Annotated in this window: 15 protein-coding genes and 1 tRNA gene; 6 read left to right on the plus strand and 10 right to left on the minus strand. The window is 66.0% G+C overall.

Annotation, left to right across the window (positions count from 1 at the left end; genetic code table 11):
* Positions 1 to 563 (minus strand): hypothetical protein (locus DYI42_RS20450; protein ID WP_213548504.1); only part of this gene is annotated, 563 nt, incomplete at its 3' end.
* Between the two features lie 329 nt (positions 564 to 892).
* On the opposite strand from DYI42_RS20450, the gene zwf reads away from it, so the two are divergent.
* The 3 genes from zwf (at position 893) to pgi (ending at position 4710) form a co-directional block, all read left to right on the plus strand.
* Positions 893 to 2350, plus strand: coding sequence for a glucose-6-phosphate dehydrogenase (gene zwf, locus DYI42_RS20455; protein WP_213548506.1), 1458 nt, complete (start codon positions 893 to 895; stop codon positions 2348 to 2350).
* A complete protein-coding gene (gene pgl / locus DYI42_RS20460) occupies positions 2347 to 3021 on the plus strand; it encodes a 6-phosphogluconolactonase (RefSeq protein ID WP_213548508.1) in 675 nt (224 codons plus the stop codon). Before zwf ends, pgl begins: the two co-directional genes overlap by 4 nt.
* 78 nt (positions 3022 to 3099) lie before the next feature.
* On the plus strand, positions 3100 to 4710 hold the full coding sequence (gene pgi, locus DYI42_RS20465; RefSeq protein ID WP_213548509.1) for a glucose-6-phosphate isomerase: 1611 nt from the start codon (positions 3100 to 3102) through the stop codon (positions 4708 to 4710).
* 42 nt (positions 4711 to 4752) lie between these two features.
* On the opposite strand, the gene DYI42_RS20470 is transcribed toward pgi, so the two are convergent.
* The 6 genes from DYI42_RS20470 to DYI42_RS20495 all read right to left on the minus strand — a co-directional run bounded on the left by DYI42_RS20470 (position 4753) and on the right by DYI42_RS20495 (position 8977).
* Positions 4753 to 5130, minus strand: a complete 378-nt coding sequence (locus tag DYI42_RS20470; protein ID WP_213548510.1) for a hypothetical protein — start codon at positions 5128 to 5130, stop codon at positions 4753 to 4755.
* 131 nt (positions 5131 to 5261) lie between these two features.
* A tRNA-Gly gene (locus DYI42_RS20475) sits at positions 5262 to 5335 on the minus strand.
* Positions 5336 to 5533: 198 nt separating this feature from the next.
* Entirely contained in the window at positions 5534 to 5734 is a 201-nt protein-coding gene (locus tag DYI42_RS20480; RefSeq protein ID WP_213548511.1) for a hypothetical protein, read from the minus strand.
* Positions 5735 to 5863: 129 nt separating this feature from the next.
* Positions 5864 to 7897, minus strand: coding sequence for an ASKHA domain-containing protein (locus DYI42_RS20485; RefSeq protein WP_213548512.1), 2034 nt, complete (start codon positions 7895 to 7897; stop codon positions 5864 to 5866).
* Complete coding sequence (locus tag DYI42_RS20490; protein ID WP_213548513.1) at positions 7894 to 8388, minus strand: hypothetical protein; 495 nt, start codon at positions 8386 to 8388, stop codon at positions 7894 to 7896. Before DYI42_RS20490 ends, DYI42_RS20485 begins: the two co-directional genes overlap by 4 nt.
* Positions 8389 to 8452: 64 nt before the next feature.
* The gene (locus tag DYI42_RS20495; protein WP_213548514.1) at positions 8453 to 8977 is read right to left on the minus strand and encodes a hypothetical protein; all 525 of its coding nucleotides are present in this window, start codon (positions 8975 to 8977) and stop codon (positions 8453 to 8455) included.
* A 227-nt stretch (positions 8978 to 9204) separates the two neighbouring features.
* Here DYI42_RS20495 and DYI42_RS20500 point away from each other — a divergent pair, with 227 nt between their 5' ends.
* Positions 9205 to 9576, plus strand: coding sequence for a hypothetical protein (locus DYI42_RS20500; protein ID WP_213548515.1), 372 nt, complete (start codon positions 9205 to 9207; stop codon positions 9574 to 9576).
* 7 nt (positions 9577 to 9583) lie between these two features.
* Here the strand turns inward: DYI42_RS20500 and DYI42_RS20505 are convergent, their stop codons facing one another.
* From DYI42_RS20505 to DYI42_RS20515, 3 genes are read right to left on the minus strand one after another with little or no spacing between them, the layout of a single operon-like run.
* Positions 9584 to 10564, minus strand: a complete 981-nt coding sequence (locus tag DYI42_RS20505) for a methyltetrahydrofolate cobalamin methyltransferase (RefSeq protein WP_213548516.1) — start codon at positions 10562 to 10564, stop codon at positions 9584 to 9586.
* Between the two features lie 26 nt (positions 10565 to 10590).
* Positions 10591 to 11505 (minus strand): methylenetetrahydrofolate reductase, encoded by a 915-nt coding sequence (locus DYI42_RS20510; protein ID WP_213548518.1) that lies wholly within the window; start codon positions 11503 to 11505, stop codon positions 10591 to 10593.
* 25 nt (positions 11506 to 11530) lie between these two features.
* Complete coding sequence (locus DYI42_RS20515; RefSeq protein ID WP_213548520.1) at positions 11531 to 11836, minus strand: virulence factor; 306 nt, start codon at positions 11834 to 11836, stop codon at positions 11531 to 11533.
* Between the two features lie 273 nt (positions 11837 to 12109).
* Between DYI42_RS20515 and DYI42_RS20520 the strand changes: the two genes are divergently transcribed.
* Both DYI42_RS20520 and DYI42_RS20525 read left to right on the plus strand, forming a co-directional pair.
* The gene (locus DYI42_RS20520; RefSeq protein ID WP_213548522.1) at positions 12110 to 13222 is read left to right on the plus strand and encodes a Ppx/GppA phosphatase family protein; all 1113 of its coding nucleotides are present in this window, start codon (positions 12110 to 12112) and stop codon (positions 13220 to 13222) included.
* Positions 13223 to 13286: 64 nt separating this feature from the next.
* Positions 13287 to 14015: an RlmE family RNA methyltransferase gene (locus DYI42_RS20525; protein ID WP_213548524.1), complete on the plus strand. Its 729-nt coding sequence runs from the start codon at positions 13287 to 13289 to the stop codon at positions 14013 to 14015.
* The last annotated feature ends 114 nt before the right edge of the window (positions 14016 to 14129 follow it).

A 14129-nucleotide genomic window follows, 5' to 3' on the forward strand; every position in this document is an offset into this window, starting at 1 on the left:
GGCGTGGCCGGGGCCGGGGCCGGTGTGGCGGCGGCTGTGCGGGGGCCGCGTTCGTGCCATTCGGTCAGCATCTTGAAGGCGTTTCCGTGCATCGCGTAGACGGTGGCGACGCTTTCCACGAAATACTCCACCGACATCGCCTTCCCGAACGGCAGGGTCATCGTCATATGCACCTTTCCGGGCGCGGGCTGGATCATCTTGCAGCAATAGGAGCGCCGGTTGAAATCCTCCATGTCGGCGGCCTCGAAGGCGGCGGGGTAGTTGTAGCGGGTTTCAAAGGTGATGAAGCGGCAGCCCTTGCCATCGGTGCAGCCCTCGGGGCGCACGATCATCTTGGTGCCCTTGTATTCGGCCAGGAAGGCCCAGGGCGCGTTCATCTCGATGGGCGACACCTGAAAGCCCATCTGGGTGAGCGTGCCGGTGATGTCGGCGACATGGGCCGGGTTGGCCTGGTCGATCATCGGCGGGCCGGACTGGGCGAGGGCCGCGGGGGCCAGCGCGGGTGTGGCGAGCGCGAGGCCGAGAAGTGTGGCGCGGGACAGGCGGACAAGGGCGGGGGTCATGCAGGGCTCCTGTGATCTGGTCATTGAAAATACGGTGCTGCAAGTATGGCGGGGCCCTGCGCCTCGGGCAACGGCGGGCGCGTGACAAATGCGTTCATCCTGCGCCGCGCGCCCCGATTTTGCGCGCCATCGGGCGGCCCGGCCCGAAACCGCACCCGGGGCCAGGGGGGCTGACTGCAAACGGATCAACCTGCCCGGCGTGCCAGATCAGGCCCAGCGCCGGGTTGTCGGCTCACCCTAGGGTGCTAGACTTTGGAAAGGTCTCCGGTTAAACGGGGTCCGTTAGCGCTAACGTTGCCGCGAATGGCACCGATCCGCAGGGAGAACCCATGGTTTCACGCGTCATTCCCGTCGATCCGTTCGACCTGGTGATCTTCGGCGGCACGGGTGACCTCGCCCGGCGCAAGATCCTGCCCGGGCTCTACCGCCGGATGGCCTCCGGTCAGATGCCCCCCGAGGCCCGCATCATCGGCGCGGCGCGCTCCGAGCTTGATCGCGCGGGGTATCAGCAGATGGTCAAGGAGGCGATCGAGGAATTCGGCGACCCCAAGCACAAGTCCGACGTTGCCGGGGTGAGCGACTTTCTGGAGCGACTGGATTACGTCGCCATCGACGCGCGTGGCGAGGGCGGCTGGGAGGAGCTGAAGGGCAAGATGCGCAAGGGCGTGATCGGGGCCTATTACTTCTCGGTCGGCCCGAGCCTGTTCGGCGATCTGGCCGAGCGGCTGAAGAGCCACGGGATTGCCACAGAGCGCAGCCGGATCGTGGTGGAAAAGCCCTTTGGCCATGACCTCGCCAGCGCCAAGGCGCTGAACGCCGACCTGGCGGCCCATTTCGACGAGCACCAGATTTACCGGATCGACCATTATCTCGGCAAGGAAACGGTGCAGAACCTGATGGCGGTGCGTTTCGGGAACATGCTCTTCGAGCCGCTGTGGAACAGCCAGTATGTCGACCACATCCAGATCACCGTCGCCGAAACGGTGGGCGTGGGTGGGCGTGGCAGCTACTATGACAAGTCGGGCGCGATGCGGGACATGGTGCAGAACCACCTGATGCAGCTCTTGTGCCTCATCGCCATGGAGCCGCCCGCCAAGTTCGACCCTGACGCGGTGCGCGACGAAAAGCTGAAGGTAATCCGTGCGCTCGACGAGGTGGACCCGCATCATATCGTGCGCGGCCAGTATGATGCGGGGCCGGATGGGCCCGGCTACCGCGAAGATGTGGAAGACCCGCGCAGCCGCACCGAGAGCTACGTGGCGATGAAGGTGGCGATTTCCAACTGGCGGTGGGCCGGCACGCCTTTTTACCTGCGGACCGGCAAGCGGCTGAAGGCGCGGGCCAGCGAGATTGCCGTGGTCTTCAAGGATGCGCCGCACAGCATTTTCGGCCCCGAGGCGGGGTTGCACCGCAATATCCTCACCATTCGGCTTCAGCCCAACGAGGGCATGGAGCTTGGCGTCACCATCAAGGAGCCTGGCCCGGGCGGCATGCGCCTGATGGACGTGCCGCTGGACATGAGCTTTGCCGAGGCACTGGGGCCGGATGTCGACGATGTGCCCGACGCCTACGAGCGCCTCATCATGGATGTGATCCGGGGCAACCAGACGCTCTTCATGCGCGGCGACGAGGTGGAGGCCGCCTGGGCCTGGACCGATCCGATCATCGAGGGCTGGCAGGCGCGCCATGACGTGCCCAAGCCCTATGACGCGGGCAGCACCGGCCCGGAAGACGCGCTGGCGCTGCTGCATCGCGACGGGCGCAAATGGCGGGACATCAAGGCATGAAACTGCGCGAATACCCCGACGCCGAGATGATGATGATGGATCTGGCCGACCAGATCTCATCTGAGCTGACCATGGCGCTGGAAACCCATGACACCGCCAGCTTCTGCGTGCCCGGCGGCACCACGCCGGGGCCGATCTTCGACATGCTCTCGGGGCGCACTTCGCTGGAGTGGAGTCGGGTCACGGTGTTTCTGAACGACGAGCGCTGGGTGCCCGAAGACAGCCCCCGCTCCAACACCCGGCTCATCCGTGAGCGCCTGCTGACCGGCCCGGCGGCGGCGGCCAATTACGTGCCGCTCTACGCCGACGCTGCGCGCCCCGAAGATGCGATGGAGGCGCTGGCGGAGGGGATCAAACCGCATCTGCCGATCTCGGTGCTGCTGCTTGGCATGGGCGCCGACATGCACACGGCCTCGCTCTTTCCCGGCGCCGACAGGCTTGCCGAGGCGCTCTCGGATGAGGCGCCGGTGCTGCTGCCGATGCGGGCCGAAGCGGCGGACGAGCCACGCATCACGCTTTCAGCCCCGGTGCTTCAGGGCGCCCTCTCGACCCATATCCTCATCACCGGCGAGGCCAAGCTGGCCGCGCTGCATCGCTCACGCGGGTTGAGCGCCAAAGAGGCCCCGGTGCGGGCGGTTCTGGGCGAGGCCACCGTGCACTGGGCCCCGTGAGCGGCGCGATCAGCAGGGGCGTTAAGGCTCCCTACATCTATTTGGCGCAAACAGGCCGGAAGGCGGATTGACGAAAGGATGCAACCCATGTGGGACAAGCTCAGGGCCTATCACGCCGAACATGCCCGCCGCCCCATTTCGAAGCTCTTCGCCACGCCCAACCGGGCCAAGAACTTCTCGGCCCGTTTCGGTGACATGCTGTTTGACTTCTCCAAGACCTCGATTGATACCGAGGCGCTCTGGCTGCTGATGCAACTGGCCGAGAAATCGGGTGTCGCCGCCAAGCGCGAGGCGATGTTTACCGGCGCCAGGATCAACGACACCGAGGGCCGTGCCGTGCTGCATACCGCGCTGCGCAACCTCGATGGCGGCCCGGTCACGGTCGACGGCACCGATGTGATGCCCGGCGTGAAGGAGGTGCTGGGCCGGATGGAAGGCTTTGCCGAGGAGGTGCGCGAAGGCCGCTTCGCCGGCGCGGGCGGGCGGATCACCGATGTGGTCAACATCGGCATCGGCGGCTCCGATCTGGGCCCGGCGATGGCCTGCCTCGCACTCGCGCCCTACCACGATGGGCCGCGCACCCACTTTGTCAGCAATGTCGACGGGGCCGACATCACCGACACGCTCACCGGGCTGGACCCGAAGCACACGCTGGTGATCGTCGCCTCCAAGACCTTCACCACCATCGAAACCATGACCAATGCCGCCACCGCCAAGGCCTGGATGAGCGAGGGCGGGGGCGATCCGAAGGCGCAGTTCGCCGCGCTCTCGACCAACCTCGAAAAGACGGCGGCTTTCGGCATCCCGGCCGAACGGGTGTTCGGCTTCGAGGATTGGGTCGGCGGGCGCTATTCCGTCTGGGGGCCGATCGGGCTTTCGCTGATGCTGGCCATCGGCCCGGCGGGGTTCAAGGCCTTCCTGCGGGGCGGGCAGGCGATGGACAGGCACTTCCGCGCCGCCGAGTTCAAGGACAACTTGCCGGTGCTGCTGGCCTTGGTCGGCATCTGGCACCACCAGCTCTGCGGCTATCCCACCCGCGCGGTTTTGCCTTACGACCAGCGGCTTGCACGGCTTCCGGCCTATCTCCAGCAACTGGAGATGGAGAGCAACGGCAAGCGGGTGCGGATGGACGGCGAGAAGCTGACAGTGCCCTCCGGCCCCGTTGTCTGGGGCGAGCCGGGCACCAACGGGCAACACGCCTTCTACCAGCTCATCCACCAGGGCACCGGCGTGGTGCCCTGCGAGTTCATGGTGGCGGCGCGGGGCCACGAGAGCGAGTTGGCGCACCAGCATGAGCTGCTGGTGGCCAACTGCCTCGCGCAGGCCGAGGCGCTGATGAACGGGCGCTCGCTGAAGGAGGCGACGGCGCTGATGGCGGCCAAAGGCTTCGAGGGCGCGGAACTTGAACGGCAGGCGCGCCACAGGGTCTTCCCGGGCTCGCGGCCCTCGACCATGCTCCTCTACCCCGAGCTGACGCCCGAGGTTTTGGGCATGATCATCGCGCTCTACGAGCATCGGGTCTTCGTGGAAGGGGTGATCCTGGGGATCAACAGCTTCGACCAATGGGGCGTGGAGCTGGGCAAGGAGCTGGCGGTGGCCCTGCAGCCTGTTGTGGCCGGGGAGGCGGATGGCGCCGACAAGGACGACAGCACGCAGATGCTGGTGAACTACATCCGGCAGCGGCGCTGACGCGGCGCGCCCCGGCAGCTCTGGCCACCGGGGCGCTGGCTTTCACTCGCGACGGCTGTACTCGGCTTCTTCAACCGCCACCTCGACGGCAATAACCGCAGCCGTGGGGGCCGGGTCCTCCGGGCTCGTGTGATCGACCTGCGGGTTGCAGCCGCGCGAATAGACGGTGCGCGCCGGGTTGAGCGGCATCTGCGTGGCCAGCCACGCAAGCGCCTTGTCGCGCGAATAGGTGGCATTCTCGCTCAGCCCGGAAGCGCCGGAGGGATGATAGCTGCGGCCCTCGGCCGTGGTCACCCACAGCCCACTGACATATTTGCCACCGCCGGCATGGGCATTGCAGCGCTGCACCAGGACGTTCTCCGCCAGGGCGGGCGCAGAGAGGGCGAGAAGCGCGGGGAGGGTCAGGGCAATTCTGGTCATGATATCTGTCCTTTGTTCAAAACGCATTTCGCGCCGCCAAAATCGGTCGCGGCGCAGGACAGAGGCTAGCAGCCGCGCAGGACAGGCGGATGCGAGAAAACCGTTAATAAACTGTTAAGGATTGGGGAGCCTGGAGCGGGTAGCGGGAATCGAACCCGCGCGTTCAGCTTGGGAAGCTGACAGGCTACCATTACATCATACCCGCCGCGATGGCTGGGATACGTCTCGGCGGGGGCGTCGTCAAGGTTGGAAAAAGAGGCGGGGCGGAGGGGCAGGGCCTGACCTGCCTCGCTCCACCCCGCAGGGACCGGCGCGGGGGGCATCCCCCGGCCCGCGGAGATATCGGGCCATTCAGGGGAGGATGACTGGGGGAATGCCGCCCGTCAGCCGCCGGAGGGAGAACTCAGATTTCGCCGTCAACACCGTCGAACTTGATGCCGTCACGGGTGGGAGACTTCACCACGTCCTTGGTGCCCGAGATCGTGCCGCGCTCCTTGATGTTCGAGGTGGAGCCGGTGCCAGAGCCCGAACCGGTGCCGGAGGCGAGCGCCGGAGCGGCGGCGAGGGTGAGGGCAGTGAGGGCGGTGATAATGGTCTTGGTCATGGGGATAACTCCTTGAAAATGTTTCACTACAATCGCTCTTTGCTGCGATGAAACAGATATGGGGGAGTGGCCGGCGCTTTACCAATGACAAAGCCCGTCATGTTCCCAAAACCCGCGATTTCGGGCGGTTCAGCCCCGGCGACGCCGCCTGCGCCCGCCGCTTTCACCACTGCCGCCGGTGTTGAAGGACGGGTCGGGCAGGGGGGCCACCTTGGCCAGCTCGGGGAAGGGCGCGGTGGCATGGGGGATACCGTTGGCGGCCACGAAATGCTCCTGAAAGCGGGGCTCGATGGCGGTTTCGACCTTGGTGATCTCGCGCACGATCTTCTGCACCTCGGTCCGTGCGCCGCGATTTAACAAGGCGATCCGCGCGCCTGTGCCGGCGGCGTTGCCCGCGCTTGTCACCTTGTCCAGCGGCGCATCGGGGATCATGCCCAGCACCATCGCGTGCTTGGGGCTGATATGCGCCCCGAAGGCCCCGGCCAGCACGATCCGGCCCACTTCATCGACGCCCAGCTCGTCCATCAGCAGCCGGGCGCCGGCGTAGAGCGCCGACTTGGCGAGCTGGATCGCCCGGATGTCGCCCTGGGTGACGGTGATGCGCGGGCCGCCCTCGGCGGTGCCGTCGTGGATGAGATATTCATAGGTGCGGCCCTGGGGGGTGATCCGCGCGGTGCCGGTGGCCTCGGCGGAGCCGATCAGCCCCGAGCGGTCGAGCAGCCCGGCCATGCGCATCTCGGCCACTGCCTCGATGATGCCGGAGCCGCAGATGCCGGTAATGCCGGTGGTGGCAACGGCAAGATCAAAGCCCTCTTCGGTGTTCCAGAGCGCGCAGCCGATGACCTTGAAGCGCGGTTCCTTGGTGACCGGGTCAATCTCCACCCGCTCGATGGCCCCGGGGGCGGCGCGCTGGCCCGAGCTGATCTGCGCGCCCTCGAAGGCCGGGCCGGTGGGGGAGGAGCAGGCGAGCACGCGGCGCTTGTCGCCCAGCAGGATCTCGGCGTTGGTGCCAACATCCACGATCAGCGTCAGATCCTCGGCCTTGTGCGGCGCCTCCGAGAGCGCCACGGCAGCGGCATCGGCGCCCACGTGGCCCGCGATGCAAGGCAGGACGAAGGCGCGGGCCTCCGGGTGGATGGCCTCGGGCATGAGGGTGGCGGCGGGCAGCTCGATTGCGTCGGAGGTGGCCAGCGCGAAGGGGGCCTGGCCCAGTTCCACCGGGTCGATCCCGAGCGCGAGGTGGTGCATCACCGGGTTGCAGACCAGGGTGATCTCGAAAATCGTGTCTGGTTCGATCCCTGCCTCCGCGGCGCAGGCGCGGGCGAGGTCGGCGAGGGCAGAGCGGACCGCCTCGGTCATCTCCTTGTCGCCGCCGGGGTTCATCATTGCGTAGGAGACCCGGCTCATCAGGTCTTCGCCGAAGCGGATCTGTGGGTTCATCACCCCGCTGCTGGCCAGCACGGCCCCGGTTTCAAGGTCGCAGAGGTGCGCTGCGATGGTGGTGGAGCCGAGGTCGATTGCCAGCCCGTGCAGCGGGCCCTCGTGGAAGCCGGGCCAGAGGGCGAGCAGGCGGGGCGTTTCACCCGCGTCATGCACGGCGCAGGTCACTTGCCAGTTGCCTTTGCGCAGGGTTGTCTGAATCGTGGGCAGGAGGGCAGGGCTGACCGCTAGATCCTTGATATCCCACGCTTTTGCCAGCGCCGCCTTGAGCCGTTCCAGATCGCCGGTGGGGGCGTGCATGTCGGGTTCTTCGACCTCGACGAGGTAGAGGCGGGTGGCCGGGTCCATCTGGATCGCGCGGGTGTCGGCGCTCTTTCGGATGACCTGCTTGTGCACCTGGCTCTCGGCGGGCACGTCGATCACCACGTCCTTTTCGATGCGGGCCTGGCAGCCGAGGCGACGGCCGGACTTGAGCCCGCGCACGCGATCGTATCGCGCTTCCACGTCATTCCACTCGGAGAGTGCGTCTTCGGCCACGGTGACTCCGTGCTTGGAAAACTGGCCATAGCCCGGGCTCACCTGGCACTTTGAGCAGATGCCGCGGCCGCCGCAGACGCTGTCGAGATCGACCCCCAGCTTGCGGGCGGCGGTCAGGACCGGGGTTCCGGCGGGCACGCGGCCCCGCTTGCCGGAGGGGGTGAAGATGACGAGGGGGTCTGTCATTGGGCAATGCATCCGTCAATTTCGGCCCGGATCAGGCGGGAGAGGTCATCAGGCCGATCGGCCCAGAAGGGGGGCAGTTGCAATTCGGCCTTGTCGCGGTTGGCTGTGGCGCATGCACCGCCTGTGAGCAACGCGCAGCGCACCTGCGCGCCGGGGCGGGTATGGAACGTGAGCAGGCCGGGCAGGCCAAGCGCGGGGTTGCGCGGGGTGGCTTCGATGCGTCCCGGGTCCAGAGCGGCGAGCGGCGCGATAAGGACGCGGTTCTCGGACTCGAACCCTTTTGGTTCAATCACTTGCGTTGTGATCTTCAACTCGCAGTCGGCTAAGCTGTAATCTGTCTGGTAGGTGAGCTGCCCGGCGCTCCACCGGGTGGGAAAAGCCTCATCTTCGCCCATGCCTTGTGTTTGGCTGCGGCGGGAGAGACCGAGAGCCACCGCGGCCACGAGGGCCAACACCAACAGGCTGGCTACGCTGACGATGGCAACTTTCATGCGCCGGCTCTCCGAACGGGTGCTTTCTGGATGCCTGCTCGCATAGCCGGAGGCAAGGGGCAGCTCAGATCGGGCTTGCGCAGCGGGCGAGCTGGCGATTGAGCGCGGCCAGCAGGGCCTCGGCCTGCGGCAGCGCCTGCGGCGGAACCGGAATGACGGCGCGGGCCACCTCCTCCGGGCAGGGGGCGTCGTCGCCCGTGCGGCAGCTGTGGACGTCCTGGTGATGCAGACGGGGCGCGGTCAGTATGGCCGCCGAAAGCCCCAGCGGCGCTTCGGGCGCAGTCACGAGTCGGGCCGACGACAGTTCGGCCATGATCATCCGGTGCTGCCGGCCCTCGGCGTGCCGTTCGGGCGGCGAAAGCACCTCGAGGGTCACGTCCAGATTGCAGCGGCCGATGTAAACGTTGGCCTCGAATTCCGTGCCTTCGTGGCTCCAGCGATAGGGCAGGTGCAGGGCCTCGCGGGTAAAGGGTGGCCGGTTGAGCCAGTTGATGATTGGCGGCACCGCGACGGCCAGCAGGGCACCGACCATCAGAATGACCGACGCAACGATGGCGAGAGTGGCGTTGGAGGCCCGTGAATCTTTCATCTCGGCCGAGCTTGGAAAGTTTCGGGGGCGGTGGCAAGAGGCCGCTGTGGAATGAGGGAACAGGCCAGAGTGGGCCGCATTGCCCCCGGTCAGACACGGCTGAGCGGTGCGGGGGTGAAGTGCAGGCCCGTTCTGGGCGGCGAGGGCGATGCGGCCCCCCATGTCCATACCGTCCAAATTGCGCCCAATTGGCTAACGACGGGTTAAGGCTGTAAGGAGAAGGCGCGTTGGAAGAAGAATTTTCCCGAAAATTCTTCTTGTCGCAAAAATCTTTGAGAAGATTTTTGGCGCGAAGCGAGACCGAAAAATCTTGGGCAAGATTTTTCGGCTCACACCAGAACGTGCATCGGCGATCGGGTACAGATGACGATGTATTGGCCACCGGCCTCGACCAGATGGAAACCCCGCCGTCGCACTTCGAGTTCAAGAGTCCCGCGACCGACCCGTCGATGAACTTCCTCGACCTTCCTGCGCACGACACCGCCAGACTGCACCGCTTTTGCGGAGAAGATCTGCTCAAGCCACTGCTCATTGGAAGAGATGATGCGAATCTGGTTCATGACTCCAGCTTCGCGTCATCACGGTTAACGTCCGGTTAAACACACATCACGCGCGGCGGCGACGACGGCCACCGCGCCCGGCTCCGGCAGAAGCGGCAGCTTGGCTGGCCTCGGCAAAACTGGCGCCCTCTTCGACGGCATCGAGGATGCGCGAAAAGCCGATCCAGGCCCCGCCGTTCGGGTCATGGTTCATCAGCAGGTTGGCGGCGCGGATGGCTTCCATCTCGACGGCGCGCACGGGATTCATGATCGCCGAGGTCATGCCGGCGCAGATCGCCATGGGCAGGAAGGCGGCGTTGACGCCGTGGCGGTGGGGCAGGCCGAAGCTGATGTTGGAGGCGCCGCAGGTGGTGTTGACGCCGAGTTCGTCGCGCAGGCGCCGGACGAGCGTGAACACCTGGTGCCCGGCGGTGGCCATCGCGCCGATGGGCATGACCAGCGGGTCGACCACGATGTCATGCGCGGGGATGCCGAAATCGGCGGCGCGCTCGACGATCTTCTTGGCAACGGCAAAGCGCACTTCCGGATCTTCGCTGATGCCAGTGTCATCGTTGGAGATCGCCACGACCGGCACGTTGTATTTTTTCACCAGCGGCAGCACCAGCTCGAGGCGCTCTTCCTCGCCGGTGACCGAGTTCAGCAGCGGGCGGCCTTCGGCCATCTCGAGCCCGTTTTCCAGCGCGCCGGGCACAGAGCTGTCAATGCAGAGCGGCACATCAACCACGGCCTGCACCTTCTCGACCAGCTGCTTCATCAGCATCGGCTCGACGAAGTTGTTGTCGGCGTAGCGCGGGTCTTCGGCCATCTTGTTGGTGAAGACGGCGCCCGAGTTCACGTCAAGCACGGTTGCACCGCAGGCCACCTGTTCAATCGCGTCACGCTCGACGGTGCTGAAATCATCCATTTCCAGCTCGGCGGCCAGCTTTTTGCGCCCCGTGGGGTTGATCCGCTCGCCGATCACGCAGAAGGGCTCGTCGAAGCCGATGGTGACGGTCTTGGTCTTGGACTCGATGACAGTGCGGGTCATGTTACTCTTTCTTTGGCGAGTTTGGCTCAGGCGGTCTGGGCTTGGGCGGGCGCGCCGTTTGCGGCGGCCCATGTGGCGCAGGTCTTGATCCCGCCGAGCGGGAAGAAGTGGACCTGTTCGATGTTGGTGGCACGGCCCTCGGCGCGGGCGCGCGCAAGCCCTGCCAGCACCTCGCCCGGCTCGAAGGGCATGACCAGCTTGGTCACATCCTTGGCGCGGCGCTGCAGCACGCGCAAGGACGGGCCGACGCCGCAGGCGATGGCGAACTTGATCATGGTTTGCAGCTTGGCCGGGCCTGCGATGCCGATGTGGATCGGCAGGGTGATGCCCTCGGCGGCGAGGTCTTCGGCCCATTTCACAACCGGGTCGGCCTCGAAGCAGAACTGGGTGGCAATGGCCATTTCGGCATCGGTGCGATCGGCAAAATCCTGTTTCCAGCGAAGGGCTTGCATGACGTTCTTCATGCTGCCATCCGGGTCGATATCGCGGTTGCCCTCGGGGTGGCCGGCGATGTGCAGGCGCTTGAAGCCGGCGCGGTCGAAGAGGCCGGTTTCCATCAGCTGCATGGAATCGGAAAAGTCGCCGTGGGGCGTGGAAATGCCACCGCCCAGCAGCAGGCCCTGGGTCACACCGGCCTCGCCCTGGTAGCGGGCGATCCAGTCTTCCAGCGTCGCGGCGTTGGGGATGATGCGCGCGGGGAAGTGCGGCATCACCTCGAAGCCTTCACCGGCGATGCGGCGGGCGGTTGCGACCATATCCTCGATGGGCGTGCCGTCGATATGGGCGATGTAGACGCGGGTGCCCTCGGGCAGGATTGCGCGGAAATCTTCCACCTTCTCGGCGGTGCGGGGCATCACCTCGATGGAATAGCCCTGAATATAGCCGGCCACATCCCCGTTGAGCGGGGTGGGCTGCTTGCGACGGAAATTCAGGATGTTCATTGCGCGCTCCCAGAAGCTGGCCATATCAGGCGGATTTCGCCCAGCCATCATTCGCGATCAGGGCCTTGATCTCCTCCGGCCCGTGCTCGCGGTCCAGACGCTCGGCCCATTCCTTCGCCACGGTGTCGGGGTCGCCCTCTGCCGTGCCGGAAGGCACCTTGCGCCACTCCGAGAGGTAGGCATCGCTGTCTTTCGCGCCGATCTTCATGGCGCAGCGATCAATTGCCTGCTCGAAACGCTCAGGAAGCACCGCCTTCGATCCCCGACGGCCCTTGCCGACGATGACCTGTGCGGGAATGTCCCGCCAGTAGACGATGGTGATATCGGCCATGCAGCCATTCCTTTCGCGCGTCCCAAAAGGGCACCTCTCGCGTTTCCCTCTACGCGGAAATCCGGCCCCCCCACGCGCGGATTTCGACATGGTGGGTGACGGAAACGACAGTTGTGCCCTGCGGTATACCCTACCGGGGCTTGAGGGCGCGTTAAAGGGGCCGGAATGCCCGGATTCTTCATGAAAAACATGAGGCGGGCGTGGCGCGGCAAAACGGTTGCCATGGCGCACCGATGGCGGCTACGCTGGAGCCAACTCGAAATGGAGGGCGTCATGCCCGCGAAGCGTCCCACTGGTGCGGGCGCGTTCCCGAAAGCGGTCGAACCACCTGCACCGCCGGTTGCCGATCCAGTTGCCACCTATGCGGCGCTGGACCTTGGCACCAATTCCTGCCGGATGCTGGTGGCCCAGCCGAAGGGCAGCCAGTTTCACGTGATCGACAGCTTTTCCAAGTCTGTCCAGCTGGGCCACGGGCTTGAAGCCTCGGGCCGGATCAGCCGTGCCTCGATGGGGCGGACGGTGCAGGCCATGCGGATCTGCCGCAAGAAGTTCCAGAAGCACCGGGTCGAGCGGATGCGGCTTGTGGCCACCGAGGCCTGCCGCCGCGCCGAGAACGGGGTTGAGCTGATCGAGGCGGTGCGCCGCGAAACCGGGCTGGAGCTGGAGATCATCCAGCCCGAGGAGGAGGCCCGCCTGGCGGTGGTGAGCTGCGCGCCGCTGGTTTCCACCCGCACCGAGCAGCTTCTGGTGGTGGATATCGGTGGCGGCTCCACCGAGCTTGTCTGGATCGATATTTCCCGCGTGCCCCGCAGCGAGCGGCCCAAGGCGATCATGCGGCTGCACAAGGGGTTCGTGACCGAGAACAGCCCGTTTCCGGCGGCCAAGGTAGTGGACTGGATCTCCATTCCGCTCGGCGTTGCCACCCTGCGCGACCAGTTCCGCGACGTGAAGGGCGACGGTGCCCGATTTGCCCTGATGTCCTGCTATTTCGAAGATATGCTGGCCGAGTTCACGCCCTATGAGGCGGGGGTGGGGCGCGAGGGCTTCCAGATCATCGGCACCTCGGGCACTGTCACCACGGTGGCCGCCTCTCACCTCGGGCTGCGCCGCTACGATCGCAACAAGGTGGACGGGCTGCGCATGACCTCGGCCCAGATCGATGCGGTGATCCGCGGCTACCTGATCATGGGCGATGCAGGCCGCCGGGCCGATCCGCGCATCGGGCGCGACCGGCAGGCGCTGATCATGTCGGGCGCGGCGATCCTCCAGGCGCTGATGCGCGCCTGGCCGACCGACCGGCTCTCGGTCGCCGACCGGGGGCTGCGCGAGGGGCTGCTCTATGCCCAGATGAGCGCGGACGGGGTGCTGGAAGACGGGCCGTTCTGACGGTGCGCCATGAATGCGCACCCTACGGCTTGACTTGGCCCCAAGCGCGACGCACCTAGGCGGCATGGCGAAGAAACCCACAGGAAAGAACACCTCCGGCCGCGGTCAGCGCGACCTCAAGGTGAAGGTGAAGAGCGCGCGCGGGCGCAAGCTCTCCTCCACCCTCTGGCTGGAGCGGCAGTTGAACGATCCCTACGTCGCCCGCGCCCGCAAGGAGGGCTACCGGGGCCGCGCCGCCTTCAAGATCATGGAACTGGACGACAAGTATCGCTTTCTCGTGCCCGGCGCGCGGGTGGTGGACCTTGGCTGCGCGCCGGGCGGCTGGTGCCAGGTGGCCGTGCCCCGGATCAACGCGCTCGGCGAGAAGGCGGGCAAGGCGCAGGGGCGGATCATCGGGGTGGATTTGCAAGAGGTCGAGCCGATCGCCGGGGCCGAGCTGCATGTGCTCGACTTCATGGAAGACGGCGCCGACGACAAGGTGAAGGGCTGGCTCGGCGGTGAGGCCGATGTGGTGATGAGCGACATGGCCGCCGCCTCTTCGGGACACAAGCAGACAGACCACCTGCGCATCGTCGCGCTTTGCGAGGCCGCAGCCTACCTTGCCTTCGACGTTCTGGCCAAGGGGGGCACTTTCGTGGCCAAGGTGCTGGCCGGCGGCGCCGAAGGCGAGTTGCAGAAACTGCTGAAACAGCGCTTCGCCAAGGTCGCCAACGTGAAGCCCGGCGCCAGCCGCGCCGACAGCTCCGAGAAATTCGTCGTCGCCACCGGCTTCAAGGGCCGGTCAGAGGATTAGGGCCTCCGGCGGGAGTATTTTCCGCAAGAAAATGCGCAGTTTGATTCAAATTGTTCGTGCCCGCCGCGCCCACCTGATCATTTTCTTGCTCTAAATATCTCCGGGGGTGTGGGG

This window comes from Vannielia litorea (assembly GCF_018424695.1).
Lineage (GTDB): Bacteria > Pseudomonadota > Alphaproteobacteria > Rhodobacterales > Rhodobacteraceae > Vannielia > Vannielia litorea_A.

What these genes read in the sequence shown, in the direction of transcription:
- DYI42_RS20510 (WP_213548518.1), bottom strand. Translation starts at nt 11,505, where the DNA reads ATGAACATCCTGAATTTCCGTCGCAAGCAGCCCACCCCGCTCAACGGG.
- zwf (WP_213548506.1), top strand. Translation starts at nt 893, where the DNA reads ATGGTTTCACGCGTCATTCCCGTCGATCCGTTCGACCTGGTGATCTTC.
- DYI42_RS20495 (WP_213548514.1), bottom strand. Translation starts at nt 8,977, where the DNA reads ATGAAAGATTCACGGGCCTCCAACGCCACTCTCGCCATCGTTGCGTCG.
- pgi (WP_213548509.1), top strand. Translation starts at nt 3,100, where the DNA reads ATGCAACCCATGTGGGACAAGCTCAGGGCCTATCACGCCGAACATGCC.
- DYI42_RS20505 (WP_213548516.1), bottom strand. Translation starts at nt 10,564, where the DNA reads ATGACCCGCACTGTCATCGAGTCCAAGACCAAGACCGTCACCATCGGC.
- DYI42_RS20515 (WP_213548520.1), bottom strand. Translation starts at nt 11,836, where the DNA reads ATGGCCGATATCACCATCGTCTACTGGCGGGACATTCCCGCACAGGTC.
- DYI42_RS20480 (WP_213548511.1), bottom strand. Translation starts at nt 5,734, where the DNA reads ATGACCAAGACCATTATCACCGCCCTCACTGCCCTCACCCTCGCCGCC.
- DYI42_RS20520 (WP_213548522.1), top strand. Translation starts at nt 12,110, where the DNA reads ATGCCCGCGAAGCGTCCCACTGGTGCGGGCGCGTTCCCGAAAGCGGTC.
- DYI42_RS20490 (WP_213548513.1), bottom strand. Translation starts at nt 8,388, where the DNA reads ATGAAAGTTGCCATCGTCAGCGTAGCCAGCCTGTTGGTGTTGGCCCTC.
- DYI42_RS20470 (WP_213548510.1), bottom strand. Translation starts at nt 5,130, where the DNA reads ATGACCAGAATTGCCCTGACCCTCCCCGCGCTTCTCGCCCTCTCTGCG.
- DYI42_RS20525 (WP_213548524.1), top strand. Translation starts at nt 13,287, where the DNA reads ATGGCGAAGAAACCCACAGGAAAGAACACCTCCGGCCGCGGTCAGCGC.
- DYI42_RS20485 (WP_213548512.1), bottom strand. Translation starts at nt 7,897, where the DNA reads ATGACAGACCCCCTCGTCATCTTCACCCCCTCCGGCAAGCGGGGCCGC.
- pgl (WP_213548508.1), top strand. Translation starts at nt 2,347, where the DNA reads ATGAAACTGCGCGAATACCCCGACGCCGAGATGATGATGATGGATCTG.